Here is a 16,157-nt window from a genome sequence, read left to right on the forward strand (position 1 = left end):
GGGTCCGTCGAGGGCCCGGCCTTACTGCAGACCCCAGATGCGTACGTTGCTGAAGCCCACCTCGTAGGGACCGACCGGCGGCACGTTCCCGTCGGTGTAGACGCCCAGCGCCACCTTCCCGCCGACGATCTCCGGGTCGGTCAGCGGCACCGTACCGAGCGAAATCCCGTTCAGGGTCAGCTCCAGCTCGCGACCGGCGGCCCGCAGCCCGATCCGGGCCGGGTCGCCGCCGACGATCAGCGGCTGGTCGAGCGGGAACGACCGGATCGTGGTCACCCCGCCCTGCGACTTGTGCGTGCCGACCGAGATCTTGCCGGCGCACAGCCGGAGCAGGTAGCCCCGCAGGTAACCCTTCCACGGCGCGAACCGGAACCAGATGCCGGCGCAGCTGTTGGCCGTGAGCAGCCGCACCTCGACCTCGGCCCGGAAGTCGGCCGGCAACTGGTCGTCCGGTCCGGTGCAGCGGTACAGCCCCTTCTCGGCCCGCTTGGCGACCAGCGCGCCGTTGGCGAAGGCGCAGTCCGCCTTCTCGGTCACCAGCGTCGTCGGCTGCCAGTAGCGAGGATGGCTGAGCTCGTCCTCGATGAGCAGGGTCTCCACGTGCGCGTCGACGCTCGGCGTCGGCGACGGCGGACCGACCGCGTCGGCCCGGTTGCCCGGCCGGCCGAGCACCACCATCAGCGCCCCGGCGGCCACCGCCAGGATCAGCGCGGCGACCGCGGCCGGCAGGAACCAGCGGCGGCGCGGCTCGGGCGGGGGCGGCCCGGGCGGCGGCATCGGCATGTCGGAGATCGGCACCGTGACGATCGAGTTTTCGTCGTAGCCGACCAGCGTCGGGGCCGCGCCGCCGTCGGCGGCCGTGCCGCTGCGGGCGGCCGTGCCGCTGCGGGCGGCCGTGCCGCTGCGGGCGGCCGTGCCGCTGCGGGCGGCGGCGCCGTCGACGGCCTCGGCGTCGGTGGACGGGCCGTCCTCGGTGGTCGCGGCGTCCTCGGCGGTCGCCGCGGCCACGCCCGTGACCGCCTGCGCCTCGGCCGCCGCCGCGCGCAGGTCGGGCTGGCCGGCCAGCGCCGCCGAGGTGGCGGCCGGCCGGGTCGGGCCGGAGATCAGCAGGTCGAGCAGCTCGCGGGCGCTCGGCCGGTTCGCCGGCTCCTTCTCCAGGGCATGCGCCACCAGCTCGCGCAGCTGCCCGGTCAGGCCGGCGAGATCCGGCGGCTGGGTGAGGATGCGGGCGGCGGTGGCCGTCGGCGAGTCCGCCGCGAAGGGGGTCCGACCCATTCCCGCGTACGCGACGACGCCGCCCCAGGCGAAGACGTCCGCGGCCGGGGTCAGCGGCGAGTCGGCGTCGCCGAACCGCTCCGGCGCCATGTACGCCACCGTGCCGACCATCTGCCCGTCGGCCGTGTGGCCGTTGGTCGCCGCCTCCATCGCCCGGGCGATGCCGAAGTCGATCACCTTGGGGCTGCCCGGGGCGAGCAGCACGTTGCGCGGCTTGAGGTCGCGGTGGATCACCCCGGCGCCGTGGATCGCGGTCAGCGCAGTGGCCACCCCGATCGCGACGCTGTGCAGGTTGGCCGCGGTGAGCGGGCCGCGCTCGTCGACCACGTGTGCCAGGGTGGGGCCGTCGACGTACTCGACCACCAGGTATGGCCGGTCGTGGTCGGGGTCGGCGTCGAGCACCTCGGCCGTGCAGAACGGGGGCACCTGCCGGGCGCGGGCCACCTCGCTGCGGAACCGGCGGCGGAACTCGTCGTCGGGGGCCAGGTCGGCGCGGACCACCTTGACCGCGACCAGCACCCCGCCGGGCGTCTTGGCCAAATAGACGGTGCCCATGCCGCCCTCGCCGAGGCGGCCGACGATCTCGTAGTCGCCGAGGGCGCGCGGATCGTGCGGGCGCAGCGGCTCCGTACGGTCCTCCAGCATGAATAGTTCCCCGTCCCCCCGAACCTGGCGACGTCACTCTATCTGCCGAAGTCACCGCGGGCGTAGTCCCACCCCGCGGGTTGTGGCCGAATAGCGTCATGCTGAGGGACATGGACCAACGCCTCTCGGTCGCGCCCGTCGTGCCCCGCTTCGCCGCCGCGATCTGCGAGGTGGCCGGGGTGACCGCCTTCTATGCCGGCGGGTCGATCGGCTCGGGCGACTACCACCCGGGGATCAGCGACCTCGACCTGGTCGCGGTGCTCGGCGCGCCGCTGCCGAGGGCCCGCCGCGAGCGGCTGCGGCAGCTGCACCGCACCATCGGCGCGGCCCGGCTGCACTGCGCGTACGTGCCGCTGACCGAGATCTCCGACGTGTCGGCCAAGCACGTCAACTGGGCGCACGAGCGCATGTTCCGCCGCCCGCTCAGCGGCATCTCCCGCGCCGAGCTGCACCAGTTCGGCGTCACCGTGTACGGGCCGCCGCCGGCCGCCGTGGTGCCGGCCGTGCCGCGGGCGGCGCTCGCCGAGGCGGCCCGGGTCGAGCTGCGCGGGTACTGGACCGGCGCGGTGCGGCGGGCCCGGGTGTGGCGTACGGACCTGCATGTCGATCTTGGTTTGACCACGCTCTCCCGGGCGGACGTGACGATCGCCGAGGGCCGGCTGATCACCAAGCGGGAGGCGATCGACCGGCTGCCCGCGCTGGGCGTGTCGGCGGAGCTCACCGACGAGATCCGGCGGCGGCGGGCGGGGGAGCGGGTGGAGCTGCCGGAGGCGGAGATCCGCGCCCGGGCCGTGCAGGTCCGCCGGGTCATGCGCGAGCAGCTGGCCCGCCTGCTCCGGCCCGCGTAGGCGGGGCGCGATTCGGCCCGCGTAGGCGGTCGGCCCGCGTAGGCGGTCGGCCCGCGTAGGCGGTCGGCCCGCGTAGGCGGTCGGCCCGCGTAGGCGGTCGGCCCGCGCGGGCGGTCAGCCCCCGTAGGCGTAGACGCGTACCCAGTCGGTGTGCATGACCACCTCGGGCGGGGTGTCGGCGTTGCGGCACTCGACGAACTTGTCGCAGCCCTGGTCGAGCTGGATCGCCAGGTGCATCGGCGAGGTCGTCGGCACCAGGTCGAGCCCGGCCGTGCGCGGGTCGAGCCCGACCGTCCACGTCTTCGAGCCGTCGAGGTAGAAGGTGACGTGGTCGGGCGTCCAGTCCACGCTCACCACGTGCCACTTGGTGAAGTCGGCGAAGGTGGTGTGCCCGATCCGGTCGTTGGCCGCGTGGTTGTGCACGAAGCTGTTCGCGTACGCGCGGGCGCCCCGGTTCACCTCGGCGATGTCGATCTCGCCGTCGGCCGGCCAGTTCTCGGTCTGCGGCCAGAGCAGCGCGATCGCCGAGTAGCCGGCCCCTCGGTCCACCCGGAAGCAGACGTCGACGTGCATGTACTTGAGGTTGACGTTGCTGGAGAGCCCGCCGGAGAGGTCCCGGCCGTCGGGCCCGATGCTGCCGGTGATGCGCAGTTCGCCGCCGCCGACGCTCACCCGGTTCGCGGCGCGGGGCGGTTTGCCGGTCGGGTTGTCATAGACCGACCACTTCCTCGGGTCCAGCTTCGTGCCGTTGAAGTCGTCGGAGAAGGCCAGCCGCCCCCAGCCCTTCGGCGCGCCGAGCTTCCGGCAGGTGCCGTTGGCGGCGGTGGCCGAGGCGGCGGAGACCGTCGGCGACACGCCGCCGGTGGCGCTCGGCCGGGGCGGACCGGCGCCGTCCCCGCAGGCGGCCAGGAGCATGGCAGCGCTCACGGCGGACCACACCGCCCGCCCGTATCCTCGGCGGATGCTCATCACCACGGATCGGCTCCTGCTTCGTCGCTTCCGGGCCTCCGATGCGCCGGTGCTGGCCGGGTACCGCTCGGACCCCGAGGTGGCGCGCTACCAGTCGTGGGACGCGCCGTTCCCGCTGCTGCGAGCGGAGACGGCGGTCGCCAACTTCATGGCCTCCGACCCGGACAAGCCCGGCTGGTTCCAGTACGCGATCGAGCGTATCGCCGACAAAGCACTCATCGGTGACGTAGCCGTACATTTGCACGAAAACCTGATGCAGGCCGAGATCGGCTTCACGCTGGCGACGGCGTTCCAGCGGCAGGGGTACGCCTTCGAGGCCGTCCACGCCGTCCTCGACCGCCTGTTCCGGCTGCAGGGCCTGCACAAGGTCGCCGGCGAGTGCGACGCGCGGAACCTGCGCTCGGCGGGACTGCTGGAGCGGCTCGGCTTCACCCGCGAGGGCAGGCTGCGGCAGCAGACCTTCATCAAGGGCGAGTGGACCGACGATCTGATCTACGGACTCCTCGCCGGCGAGTGGTTGAAAGATGAGTAAAAATCCTATTATCGAGGCCCGAGCCCTGGACGACCCGGGCGACGCCCGCGAGTGGTTCGACGAGGAGCGGGACTTCTAGCGGTCGTCCGGGCGGGCCTTGAGCATCGTCCGGTGCAGGGCCTCGGCGTACGGCCGGATCTCGGCCTCCAGACTCTCCGCCTCGGCCTCGGTGAGCACGACGGCGGCCTCCCGGGCCGGCTGAGCGGTCAGCCACTGGTATCGGCGCCCGGCCGCCGGATGCGAGCTGAGCAGCGACGCGTCGCGCCGGATGGAGAGCTGACGCCAGGCCACCGTCGCCGTCTCACGCTCCCGCACCGACCGCAGCATGCGCCGCCAGGTCACCGCCGCCTCGCCCTGGGGCACGTAGTGCTGCACGTATTCCGGCAAGGTCGGCAGGATCGCCAGCACGTCGAGCAGCCGCAGCGCCGCCGCCGAGCCGGCCGCCTCCGCCGCCATCGCGTCGGCGCGTAGCTCCACCGTCCGGTCGTCGCGCGACGCCGCCCTGTTGATCCCGAGGTGAGCGGCGTGCAGCAGCAGCGACGCCGTGCCGGCGATCAGCTGCCAGGCGACCACGAAGAAGGCGACCGACGGGTCGATGCCGAGGTCGGCCGGCGCCCTCAGCGGCGGCCGGATCGTCCGGGCTACCTGGCCGAACATGGTGCGGGCGGGTGCGGTGAGCACGAGGCGGCGGTTGTCGGCGTACTTGAGGTGGCCCATCTCGTGCCCGACCAGCGCGACCACCTCCTGCGGCCCGAGCGCGAGCAACAGCGGCACGCCGAGGACGAGCGCGCGGCGCGGCCGGGGCCCGATCCCGACCACCGCGGCGTTCCAGCCGAAGTCGAACAGCAGCACGTCCGGCCGGGGCGCGTCCAACCGGTCGGCGATCCGGTCGATCAGCTGAAACATGGTGGGCGCGTTGGTCCGCTCGACCCGGTAGGACCGGGTCAACAGCTTCTTGAGCCGGGTGAACCGGGGCCGCAGCAGCAGGACGATCAGCAGCAGGGCCAGGCCGCCGCCGACCGGCCAGATGCCGCCACCGCCGGCGACCAGCCAGAGGCCGCCGACCAGCAGCCCGGCCAGCAGCAGGAGCAGAGCGGCCGAGACGGCGACCAGGAAGCGATGGACGCCGGCCCGGACCGGGGCCGGTTCGGCCGACCTGGCCAGCTCACGTTGCGACGCGAAGCCGGCCTGGCGGTCGGCGCGCTCCATCCGCCGCGCGAACCAGGCGTACCGGCGGTCGTCGGGGTGATGGTCGAGGTTCCACTCGCACGCGCCGCACCAGGGCGCGGCGTCCAGCTCGGCGGTGTCCGGGCTGGCGGTCAGCGTGGTCTGGCAGGCAGGGCAGAGATTGCCCTCGATCGTCGGCACGGCGGACATCTTGCCATTACCTTGGTGTGCTGTAGTGCCCGTGTGGATCTCGAAATGTTCTGGGCGCTCGTGGAGCGCAGCGGGCGGGAGACGTCCGACCTTCAGGAGCGCACCGACTGGCTGATCGACGCCCTGGCCGGGTACGAGGCGGGCGACATCGTCGACTTTCAGCTGCACGTGGACGCGCTACGAGATCGCGCCGACAGCTACCGGATGTGGGGGGCCGCCTGGCTGATCTGCGGCGGGCTCTGCGACGACGACGGGTTCTGGTACTTCCAGGCGTGGCTGATCGGGCAGGGCCGGAAGGTCTTCGAAGCGGTGGCGGCCGACCCGGACGCCCTCGCCGACGTGCCGGCCGTGCGGGAGCTGGCCGGCCGGGACAACGGGGACTGGGACGAGGCCGAGTGGCCCGACTGGGAGAGCCTCGACGACGTGGCCGAGGACGCGTACGAGGAGGCCACCGACGGCGACCTCGAACGGGTGCTGCTCGACCGCGGGCACGAGTTCCGGCTCTCCCCGAAGCCCTCGGACGTCTCCTGGGACTTCGAGGACGACGAGGAGATGGAGCGCCGCTACCCCCGGCTGACCAAGATCTTCTGACCGCGGCTCAGGGCTGGTGGCGGAGCCAGACGGCGCCCAGCGGCGGCAGTCGCAGCGACACCGAGGCGTCGAAGCCGTGCCACGGCAGGTCCTCCGTCGTCACCTCGCCGAGGTTGCCGACGCCCGATCCGCCGTACAGCTCGGAGTCGGTGTTGATCACCTCGGCCCAGCGGCCCGCCTTCGGCAGGCCGATGCGGTAGCCCTCGAACGGGATGGCCGCGAAGTTCACGATGCACGCCATCGTGTCGCCGTTCGGCGCGAAGCGGACGAACGAGAACGTGTTGTGCTGTGAGTCCTCGCTGGTGATCCAGCGGAAGCCGGACGGCGACGTGTCCTGCGTCCAGATCGCCGGGGTCTCCCGGTACACCCGGTTCAGGTCCTTCACCAGGGACTGGACCCCGCCGTACGAGGGATTGGCCAGCAGTCCCCAGTTGAGCCCGCGCTCCTCGCTCCACTCCTGCATGTCGGCCAGTTCGCTGCCCATGAACAGCAGCTGCTTGCCGGTGAACGCCCACATGAAGCCGAGCAGCGCCCGGGTGTTGGCCAGTTTCTGCCACTCGTCGCCGGGCATCTTGCCGGCGAGCGAGCCCTTGCCGTGCACGACCTCGTCGTGGCTGATCGGCAGGATGTAGTTCTCGCTCCACGCGTAGATCGTCGCGAAGGTCATCTGGTGGTGGTGCCACTGGCGGTGGATCGGCTCCTTGGTCATGTAGGTCAAGGTGTCGTTCATCCAGCCCATGTTCCATTTGAAGCCGAAGCCGAGACCGCCCAGGTGGGTGGGGCGGGTGACGCCGGGCCACGCGGTGGACTCCTCGGCGATCGTCACGACGCCGGGGTTGTTCTTGTAGACGGTCGCGTTCATCTCCTGCAGGAAACTGATCGCATCCAGGTTCTCCCGGCCGCCGTACTGGTTCGGCGTCCACTCGCCGTCCTTGCGGGAGTAGTCCAGGTAGAGCATCGAGGCGACCGCGTCCACCCGCAGGCCGTCGGCGTGGAACTCCTCGCACCAGTACAGCGCGTTGGCGACCAGGAAGTTGCGCACCTCCTTGCGGCCGAAGTCGAAGACGAACGTGCCCCAGTCGGGGTGCTCGCCGCGCCGCCAGTCGCCGTGCTCGTAGAGCGGGGTGCCGTCGAAGCGGGCCAGGGCCCACTCGTCCTTGGGGAAATGGGCCGGCACCCAGTCGAGGATCACCCCGATGCCCGCTTGGTGCAGCTTGTCGACCAAATACCGAAATTCGTCAGGATTACCGAAACGCGACGTAGGAGCGAAATACCCCGTCACCTGATAGCCCCACGAGCCGCCGAACGGGTGCTCCATCACCGGCATGAGCTCGACGTGGGTGAAGCCCATGTCTACGACATAATTGACCAATTCGGAGGCGAGCTCAGCATAGGACAGGCCGGGCTTCCACGAGCCGAGATGCACCTCGTAGATGCTCATCGGCTCCTGGTGCCAGGCCTTCGAGGCGCGTGACCGCATCCAGTCCGAATCGGACCACTCGTATGACGACGAGAAGACGACCGAGGCCGTCGCCGGCGGCACCTCGGTGTGCTGGGCGAGCGGGTCGGCGTGCTCGCGCCACACCCCGTCCCGGCCGAGGATCTTGAACTTGTACTTGGAGCCGACGTGCGCATCCGGCACATACAGCTCCCAGATGCCGCTCGAGCCCAGCGAGCGCATCGGCCACCCGTCGAACGGGCCCCAGCCGATGAAGTCGCCGACCACCTGCACGCCCCGCGCGCTCGGCGCCCAGACGGCGAAGCCCACGCCGGTGCCGTGCGGCTGCGCGCCGAGCACCCGCCACAGCTTCTCGTGCCGGCCCTCGCCGATCAGGTGCAGGTCGAGCTCGCCGAGCGTGGGGAGATGCCGGTACGGGTCGTCGGTCGGCGTCCCGTCCACGTCGAGCCGGTAGTCGGTGACCGTGCCGGGCACCTCGGCCGCGAAGACGCCGGCGTCGTGCACCTTGACCATCTCGGTCCGCTCGTCGCCGACCAGCACGGCGACCTTCTCGGCGCCCTTGCGCAGCGTACGGATGACGGTGACGGTGCCCGACGGATGGGCGCCCAGGACGGCGTGCGGGTCGTGCGTGTCGCCGGCCACCACGCCGTTCATGGCGCGCTGGTCGGCGGCGAGCGAGGAGGCGGGGTGGCCGATCACGAGAGTGGCTCCTTAGTTCTTTCCGGCCAGCCGGTTGATCGACCGCAGCGGGATCCGCAGCCATCCGGGCCGGTGCCGAGCTTCGTAGGCGGCCTCGTAGACCGCCTTGTCCAGTTCGTACGCGGCCAGCAGCGCCGCATGGGTACGCGGGTCGACGCCGGAGGCGTGCGCGTACCCGTCGCAGAAAGCCTCCCGGTTCCGATCGACCCACTCCCGGGCCCGCGCGGCCAGATGCTCGTCGTCGTCCGAGTCGACCAGCAACTGGTACGCCGCATACTCGTAGCTGCGCAGCACCCCGGCCACGTCGCGCAGGGGTGAGTCGGGCAGCCGGCGCTCGTCGAGCGGCACCCCCGGCTCGCCCTCGAAGTCGATCAGCAGCCACGCCTCGGGAGTGCGCAGCACCTGGCCGAGGTGCAGGTCGCCGTGCACCCGCTGCACCGTGATCGTCTCGCCGTCCAGCGCCCGGAACCGCTCCTCGATGGCCGGCACGTACTGCTGGATCTCGCTGACCGCGTTCGCGTTCTGCCGCAGCCGGGCCAGCACCGCGTCCAGCGGGAACGGCGCCGGGCCCGCGCCGAGCGCCTCGGCCAGGTCGGCGTGCACCGAGGCGACCGCCTCGCCCAGCCGGTACGACTCGCCCTGGAAGTCGCCGCCCACCTCGTCGGCGCGCATCTCCGCGTCGGCGAACAGGTCGCGGGCCGAGGCGGTGGCCATCGCCCAGCCCTCGGCGGAGTTCGCGGCATACTCGGTCACCATGCCCAGCGGCGACGGCTCGCCGCCCTCGGTGGTCAGGAACCAGCCGAGCAGCTTCGCCACGTGCGGGTTGCCGCGCCGGCCGAGCACCCGGTTGAGCTCGACGTCCGGGTTGATCCCGGTGGCGACCCGGCGGAAGACCTTGAGGATCGCCTCCTGGCCGAAGATCACGCTGGTGTTGCTCTGCTCGGCGTCGAAGACCCGGGGGTACGCGTCGTCGTCCGGGAACTCCGCGCCCGGCTCGGGCTCGAACACCACGTCACCGATCGTCCCACCCGCCGCGATCAGCGACAGCAGGTATCGCGCGGCGCCCTGGTCGTAGAGCGCGTCGTAGCCGGCGCCGTGCTCGGTGGTGCCGATCGTGGCCACTCCGCTGAACTCGGCAATCGGCCCGTTGTCCCAGGCTACGATCACCTGGTACCGCTCGGAACTGCCGTCGGTGTACTCCACGTCGACGAGCGTGAGGTCGACGTTGTCGCCGAGCCGGGTCGACGACGCCTCCTTCACGGACGACAGCGTGCGGGACCGGCCCGCGTACCAGCGTTGCTGCGGCAGCCACTCGGCGAAGGGCAACGTCATTGCTTCTCCTCGGACCTGCACAGCTGGAACCAGTAGAAGCCGTGCCCGGGGAGGGTCAGCAGGTAGGGCAACTGGCCGACGCGCGGGAAGTTCACGTGCCCGGTCAGCTCGACCGGCGTGTACCCGTTCCAGTGCTGCAGGTTGAGCTCGATCGGTTGCGGGAAGCGCGACAGGTTGTTCACACACAGCACCACGTCGTCGCCGTTCTCGCGCAGGTAGGCCAGCACGGACGGGTTCGACCCGCCGAGCTCGCGGAACGTGCCGACGGCGAACGCTTCGTGACGGCGTCGCACGGCGAGCATGGTACGCGTCCAGTTGAGCAGTGACGTCGAGCTGTCCCGCTGTGCCTCCACGTTGACCGACTGGTAGCCGTACACCGGGTCCTGGTTGGCCGGAAGATACAGCCGGCCCGGGTTGGCGGTGGAGAAGCCGGCGTTGCGGTCCGGCGTCCACTGCATCGGCGTGCGCACGCCGTCGCGGTCGCCGAGCCAGATGTTGTCGCCCATCCCGATCTCGTCGCCGTAGTAGAGAACCGGCGAGCCGGGCAGCGACAGCAGCAGCGCGGTGAACAGCTCGATCTGGTTGCGATCGTTCTCCAGCAGCGGCGCGAGCCGGCGCCGGATGCCGACGTTCGCTTTCATCCGCGGATCCTTGGCGTACTCCGCGTACATGTAGTCGCGTTCCTCGTCGGTGACCATCTCGAGGGTCAGCTCGTCGTGGTTGCGCAGGAAGATGCCCCACTGGCAGTTGTCCGGGATGGACGGGGTCTGCGCCAGGATCTCGGAGACCGGGAAGCGGGACTCACGGCGTACGGCCATGAAGATCCGCGGCATCAGCGGGAAGTGGAAGGCCATGTGGCACTCGTCGCCGCCGGTGTTCGGATCGCCGAAGTACTCGACCACGTCGGCCGGCCACTGGTTGGCCTCGGCCAGCAGCACCCGGCCGGGGAACTCGTCGTCGATCACCTTCCGGCAGTGTTTGAGGAAGGCGTGCGTCTCGGGAAGGTTCTCGCCGTTGGTGCCCTCCCGCTCGTACAGGTACGGCACGGCGTCCAGCCGGAAGCCGTCGATGCCCAGGTCGAGCCAGAACCGCAGGACGTCGAGCATCGCCTCCTGCACGGCCGGGTTCTCGTAGTTGAGGTCGGGCTGGTGGGAGAAGAACCGGTGCCAGAAGAACTGCCGGCGCACCGGGTCGAAGGTCCAGTTGGACTCCTCGGTGTCCACGAAGATCACCCGAGCGTCCGGGTACTTCTCGCTGGTGTCGCTCCACACGTAGAAATCGCCGTACGGGCCGTCCGGGTCACGGCGCGACTCCTGGAACCACGCGTGCTGGTCGCTCGTGTGGTTCATGACGAGATCGGTGATCACCCGGATGCCGCGCTTGTGCGCCGCGTCGAGCAGCGCCACGAAGTCGTCGACCGTGCCGAACTCGGGCAGCACCTTGTAGAAGTCGCGGATGTCGTAGCCGCCGTCGCGCAGCGGCGAGTCGTAGAACGGTGGCAGCCAGAGGCAGTCGACGCCCAGCCACTGCAGGTAGTCGAGCCGCTCGATCAGGCCGCGCAGGTCGCCCGAGCCGTCCGAACCGGAGTCGTAGAAGGCCCGGACGAGGACCTCGTAGAAGACGGCCCGCTGGAACCAGGTGGTGTCGGCGGGCAGCACCCGCGCGTGGCCGAAGTCCTCGGCGGTGGGGTGCTCGACCACGCCGCCCTCGACATGGCTGCCCTCGGCCGGGTCGTGCTCGTCCGTCAAGTCGATCGAGTCCATCGAGATCTCCACCTACCCACCCGCAGGTACTTGAATCACTGCCGTTGCAGCACGAAGACGTGCGCGGGCTCGACGTACGGGTCGATCCGGACCGCGTTGTGCTGACCCCATTCGTACTGCGAACCGGTGATCTGATCGGTCACCGTGAACCGCTCGTGCCAGTCCAGGCCCAGCTCCGGCATGTTCAGCGTGGTGTTGCCCCACTGCACGTTGCTGGCGTCGAAGGTCACCACCACCAGAACGGTGTTGCCGGTGTCCGGGTCGCGCTTGGAGAAGATCATCAGCGCGCCGTTGTCGATCTCGTGGAAGCGCAGGTTGCGCAGCCAGTGCAGGGCCGGGTTGGCGGCCCGGATCCGGTTGAGCCGGGTGATGTAGGGCGCCAGCGACCGCCCGCTGCGCTCGGCCTCCGCCCAGTCGCGCGGCTTCAGCTCGTACTTCTCGTTGTCGAGGTACTCCTCCGAGCCGGGCCGGGCCACGTGCTCGAAAAGCTCGTAGCCGGAGTACATGCCCCAGGACGGGGAGAGCATGCTGGCCAGCACCGCCCGGATCTTGAACATCGGCGGGCCGCCGTGCTGCAGCGTCTCGTGCAGGATGTCCGGCGTGTTCGGCCAGAAGTTGGGCCGCATCCAGTCCAGCGAGGCGAGTAGCTGCCCCATGTATTCACGCATCTCCCAGGCCGTGGTGCGCCAGGTGAAGTACGTGTACGACTGAGTGAAGCCGATCTTGCCGAGCCCGTTCATCATGGCCGGCCGGGTGAAGGCCTCGGCCAGGAACAGCACGTCCGGGTCGGACTCCTTGACCTTCGGGATCAGCCACTGCCAGAAGTTGACCGCCTTGGTGTGCGGGTTGTCCACCCGGAAGATCCGGACGCCTTGCGCGACCCAGTGCATCACCACGCGGTACACCTCGTCGCGCAGCGTGCGGTAGTCGTTGTCCCAGTTGATCGGGTAGATGTCCTGGTATTTCTTGGGCGGGTTCTCGGCGTACGCGATGGTGCCGTCGGCCTTGGTGGTGAAGAACCGCGGATGCGAGGTCACCCAGGGGTGGTCGGGGGCGGCCTGCAGGGCGAGGTCGAGCGCGACCTCCAGCCCGTTGTCCCGCGCGGCCTGGACGAAGGCGCGGAAGTCCTCGAGGGTGCCCAGCTCCGGGTGGATCGCGTCGTGGCCGCCCTCGGCCGAGCCGATCGCCCACGGCGAGCCGACGTCCTCGGGGCGGGCGACCAGCGTGTTGTTGCGGCCCTTGCGGTTGACTCGGCCGATCGGGTGGATCGGCGGCAGGTAGAGCACGTCGAAGCCCATCGCGGCGACCGCGGGGATCCGCGCGGTCGCGGTGGCGAACGTGCCGTGCCGGACCGGGATCGCGTCCGGGCCGATCTCGGCGCCCTCCGAGCGGGGGAAGAACTCGTACCAGGCGGAGTAGAGCGCCCGCTGCCGATCGACCCAGATCGCGTACGACCTCGTGGTGGTCACCTGGTGCCGGACCGGGTTGTGCCAGAGCAGGTCCTCGAGGTCGAGCGCGGGGGAGACCCGGGCGAACAGCGACATCTGCTCGTCCCGCAGGGCCGCCGCGGCCGCGCGCACCCGTTCCTCGTGGTCGTCCGGCACGATCTTGGCAGCCAGGTCGAGCACCTCGGCGCCCTCGGCCAGGTCGTTGGCGAGATCCTCCAGGCCCTGGCCGGCGCCGATCTTCTTCACCACCGCGTCGCGCCAGGTCCGGTAGGGATCGTCGAACGCCTCCACGGTGAACGTCCACCGGCCCACCCGGTCCGGCCGGATCGTGCCGTGCCAGCGGTCGAGGCCGGGCTCGCCGGGCTGCAGGCGGGTGAACGGCTCGGTGTCGCCGCCGGGACCGCGCCACACCACGTTGACACCGAGCGCGTGGTGTCCTTCGCGATAGGACGTCGCGGACACCGGGACGAGCTCGCCGACCACCGCCTTGGCGGGGTAGCGGCCACAGGACACCGACGGGGTCACGTCCTCGATGGGAAAACGACCGGTCATGATCTCCACCGTAGTCAGACGGGCGGGGGCGGGCGCGGCGAAACTCGGACCGCCGTCAGGGCATGGAGCACCGGCGCGGAGACACCGCAAACGGCGGCGTGCCGTGCATCTCAACCTACCGGAGAGCGGTCGGCGCGGCGCGTTCAGGAGCGAGCGTTTTACCCCGAGGAAACGCGACGGATCTTCGTCGTACGCGGGGAGTACATCGGTTGCCGCGCGGTCCCATCCCGGTCACGTTCCTCATGTTCGTGCCGCGCCGCGCGAAGGAGACCTCGACGCGGCCGCCAGGGCGCCGCGCCCGACCTCAAGGAGCCGTTCGTGGCCGGACCGTCCGTCGAGCTCTCGCCCGTGATCGCGGCCAGCACGCACTGGCTGTCCCGCGCCTACCCGGCGGGTACCGCCGACACGATCGCGTACACGCTGTCGGAGCTGCAGGCCCGGCAGGCCGTGACGGTCGCGGCTTGGCTGCGCTACCCCACCGAGATGGACGCGGCCCTGGTCGCGATCGCCGGCCCGGGCGGCTCGGCGGTGCTCGACTGGCGGGCCGGCAGCGAACCCGACGACGAGGAGGCCGAGGAGGAGGGCTGGCGCACCTGGGTCGACGAGGTCGTGGTGAGCTGGGCGGCCTGCCTGCTGGCCGATCCGATGCTGGCCCGGCGCGGCGTCGACGCGGTGGCCGCGGCCGTCCCGTTCGAGGACGACCGCCCCCGGCCCTTCCCCCGGCGGGCCGGTGTCGGTGGCCTGCAGAGCGAGTTCCGCCGCCTGCTCAGCCCGGACGAGCGCGACCGCGAGGCCGCGGTGCTGCTGCGGCACCCGGATCTGCTCGAACCGGTCGCCGAGATGCACCGCGACACGCTGCTGTATCTGCTCGACGCTGAGCCAGCTGGCCGCGCCTCCGGCACGGCGGGGATTGCGCCCCTGGAGGCCGGCGTCGAGGGCGCCGAAAAGGACCTCGGCTTCGCCTAGCCCTTTTCGCCAGGCCTCGACGCCGGCGGGCGCAATCCCGTTGTGGTCGCGCTTACCCCAAGTCAGTCGTCGGCGAGGCGGGCGGGGAAGCCGCCGGTGGCGATCGGGCCCCAGCGGTCGATCGTGATCCGGATCAGCGACTTGCCCTGGTCGCGCATGGCCTGGCGGTACTCGTCCCAGTCCGGGTGCTCGCCGGAGATCACCCGGAAATACTCCACCAGCGGCTCCAGCGCCTCGGGCAGGTCGAGCACCTCGGCCGTGCCGTCGGCCTGCACCCACGCGCCGCCGAACTCGTCGGACAGCACGAGGACGCTCACCGCGGGGTTGCGCCGGACGTTGAACGCCTTGGCCCGCTCCGGGTAGGTGGAGATGACGATCCGGCCCTCGGCGTCGACGCCGCAGGTGTTCGGCGAGGCCTGCGGGCGGCCGTCGGCGCGGGTGGTCATCAGGATCGCGTGGTGCCGGGGGCGGAGGAACTCCAGCAGGCCCTCGCGGTCGACGGTGGTGTTGGTGGCGACGGTGCGCGGCATGGGACTCCTCAGCGGCGGGCCGCGAGGGCGGCGTCGGTCTGGATCGCGCCCGGGTCGCCGGCCGCCTGCTCGGCGGTGACCGCCGCGCCGATGATGCCGGCGTTGTTGAGCAGCATCGCCGGGACCATCGGGGTCCGGATGTCGATCAGCGGGAAGAACCGGTCGGACTTCTTGCTGACCCCGCCGCCGATGATGAACAGCCGGGGCGAGAGCAGCATCTCGACGTGCCGAAGGTACGACTCCACCCGGCCGGCCCACTTCTCCCAGCTCATCTCCTCGATCTCGCGGGCCCGGTCGGACGCGCGCACCTCGGCGTCCTTGCCGTCCAGCTCGAGGTGGCCGAGCTCGGTGTTCGGGATCAGCACGCCGTCCTGGAACAGGGCGCTGCCGATGCCGGTGCCGAAGGTCAGCATCATGATCAGCCCGCGCTGGCCACGGCCGGCCCCGAAGGCGACCTCGGCCACGCCGGCCGCGTCGGCGTCGTTGAGCACGGTGACCGGCTTGCCCAGCCGCTGGGCGAAGAGCGCCGCGGCCGGCGCGTCGAGCCACGACTTGTCCACGTTCGCGGCGGTCCGCGTCACGCCGTCGACCACCACGCCGGGGAAGGTGAGCCCGACCCGGTCGAAGTTGTCGAACTGGGCGGCCACCTCGGCCGCCGCCTCGACCACGCTGGTCACGTCGCTGGGCTGCGGCGTGGGCACGCGGTGCCGCTCGGCGAGCAACTCGCCGCGCGCCGTGTCGACCGGCGCGCCCTTGACCCCGGAGCCGCCGATGTCGATGCCGAGAATGGCCATCCCTGTTTCCCGTCTCCCGGTTCGCATGTGTTTCCCGCTGTTTACCACGAGCGGGCGACATCAAATCCTGCGTGGGTCACCCGGCCCCCGCTCCGATCGACCGTTCGGCGTGAATGACTCATACTTTCGGCTAGTGCCGTGTAGGCTTTTTGGTTAACGTGGAACCACCGAACGGTCGCCGCGTGCGGGCACGGCTCTCTGCCCGCTCTGGAGGACCAAGCATGATGCAGACGTACGCCAGGCCCTCGCCCGCCCAGCAGGCGGTCGCCGAGAGCGCCACCGACCTGCTCGCCACCTTGGCCGCGCTCCCGGCCGGCCACCCCGGCCGCGCCCAGCTGCGCGACAGTGCGATCGAGGCGTGGCTGCCGCTGGCCCGT

13 protein-coding genes are annotated in these 16,157 nt (G+C 71.1%); 4 read left to right on the forward strand and 9 right to left on the reverse strand.

The genetic code is table 11. The features are described from left to right. Positions 1–21: 21 nt before the first annotated feature. Positions 22–1,920: a serine/threonine protein kinase gene (locus ODJ79_RS36735; RefSeq protein ID WP_263028281.1), complete on the reverse strand. Its 1,899-nt coding sequence runs from the start codon at positions 1,918–1,920 to the stop codon at positions 22–24. Between the two features lie 110 nt (positions 1,921–2,030). Between ODJ79_RS36735 and ODJ79_RS36740 the strand changes: the two genes are divergently transcribed. Continuing rightward, positions 2,031–2,768 carry a nucleotidyltransferase domain-containing protein gene (locus ODJ79_RS36740; RefSeq protein WP_263028282.1) on the forward strand — a complete coding sequence of 246 codons (738 nt, stop codon included), beginning with the start codon at positions 2,031–2,033 and terminating at the stop codon, positions 2,766–2,768. 114 nt (positions 2,769–2,882) lie between these two features. Here the strand turns inward: ODJ79_RS36740 and ODJ79_RS36745 are convergent, their stop codons facing one another. Further along, positions 2,883–3,695, reverse strand: coding sequence for a glycoside hydrolase family 16 protein (locus tag ODJ79_RS36745; protein ID WP_263028283.1), 813 nt, complete (start codon positions 3,693–3,695; stop codon positions 2,883–2,885). 34 nt (positions 3,696–3,729) lie between these two features. On the opposite strand from ODJ79_RS36745, the gene ODJ79_RS36750 reads away from it, so the two are divergent. Further along, positions 3,730–4,269, forward strand: a complete 540-nt coding sequence (locus ODJ79_RS36750; protein WP_263028284.1) for a GNAT family N-acetyltransferase — start codon at positions 3,730–3,732, stop codon at positions 4,267–4,269. Between the two features lie 75 nt (positions 4,270–4,344). Here the strand turns inward: ODJ79_RS36750 and ODJ79_RS36755 are convergent, their stop codons facing one another. After that, positions 4,345–5,637 carry a M48 family metallopeptidase gene (locus tag ODJ79_RS36755; RefSeq protein WP_263028285.1) on the reverse strand — a complete coding sequence of 431 codons (1,293 nt, stop codon included), beginning with the start codon at positions 5,635–5,637 and terminating at the stop codon, positions 4,345–4,347. A 42-nt stretch (positions 5,638–5,679) separates the two neighbouring features. Here ODJ79_RS36755 and ODJ79_RS36760 point away from each other — a divergent pair, with 42 nt between their 5' ends. Further along, positions 5,680–6,237, forward strand: coding sequence for a DUF4240 domain-containing protein (locus tag ODJ79_RS36760; RefSeq protein ID WP_263028286.1), 558 nt, complete (start codon positions 5,680–5,682; stop codon positions 6,235–6,237). A gap of 7 nt (positions 6,238–6,244) precedes the next feature. Here ODJ79_RS36760 and glgB read toward each other — a convergent pair whose 3' ends face one another. Genes glgB through ODJ79_RS36780 form a run of 4 tightly spaced genes read right to left on the reverse strand, consistent with a single transcriptional unit; the run spans position 6,245 to position 13,490 of the window. Then, complete coding sequence (gene glgB, locus ODJ79_RS36765; RefSeq protein WP_263028295.1) at positions 6,245–8,350, reverse strand: 1,4-alpha-glucan branching protein GlgB; 2,106 nt, start codon at positions 8,348–8,350, stop codon at positions 6,245–6,247. Between the two features lie 57 nt (positions 8,351–8,407). Beyond that, a complete protein-coding gene (locus tag ODJ79_RS36770) occupies positions 8,408–9,727 on the reverse strand; it encodes a maltokinase N-terminal cap-like domain-containing protein (RefSeq protein WP_263028287.1) in 1,320 nt (439 codons plus the stop codon). After that, on the reverse strand, positions 9,724–11,490 hold the full coding sequence (gene treS, locus ODJ79_RS36775; protein WP_263028288.1) for a maltose alpha-D-glucosyltransferase: 1,767 nt from the start codon (positions 11,488–11,490) through the stop codon (positions 9,724–9,726). The genes ODJ79_RS36770 and treS overlap by 4 nt, the downstream gene beginning before the upstream one ends. Before the next feature lie 35 nt (positions 11,491–11,525). After that, the gene (locus ODJ79_RS36780; RefSeq protein ID WP_263028289.1) at positions 11,526–13,490 is read right to left on the reverse strand and encodes an alpha-1,4-glucan--maltose-1-phosphate maltosyltransferase; all 1,965 of its coding nucleotides are present in this window, start codon (positions 13,488–13,490) and stop codon (positions 11,526–11,528) included. 318 nt (positions 13,491–13,808) lie between these two features. On the opposite strand from ODJ79_RS36780, the gene ODJ79_RS36785 reads away from it, so the two are divergent. Further along, positions 13,809–14,456, forward strand: a complete 648-nt coding sequence (locus tag ODJ79_RS36785; protein WP_263028290.1) for a hypothetical protein — start codon at positions 13,809–13,811, stop codon at positions 14,454–14,456. Positions 14,457–14,518: 62 nt separating this feature from the next. On the opposite strand, the gene ODJ79_RS36790 is transcribed toward ODJ79_RS36785, so the two are convergent. Next, positions 14,519–14,986 carry a PPOX class F420-dependent oxidoreductase gene (locus ODJ79_RS36790; RefSeq protein ID WP_263028291.1) on the reverse strand — a complete coding sequence of 156 codons (468 nt, stop codon included), beginning with the start codon at positions 14,984–14,986 and terminating at the stop codon, positions 14,519–14,521. 8 nt (positions 14,987–14,994) lie between these two features. After that, a complete protein-coding gene (ppgK, locus tag ODJ79_RS36795) occupies positions 14,995–15,780 on the reverse strand; it encodes a polyphosphate--glucose phosphotransferase (RefSeq protein ID WP_263028292.1) in 786 nt (261 codons plus the stop codon). Positions 15,781–16,157: the final 377 nt, after the last annotated feature.

This window comes from Actinoplanes sp. KI2, from assembly GCF_025630775.1.
GTDB lineage: Bacteria > Actinomycetota > Actinomycetes > Mycobacteriales > Micromonosporaceae > Actinoplanes.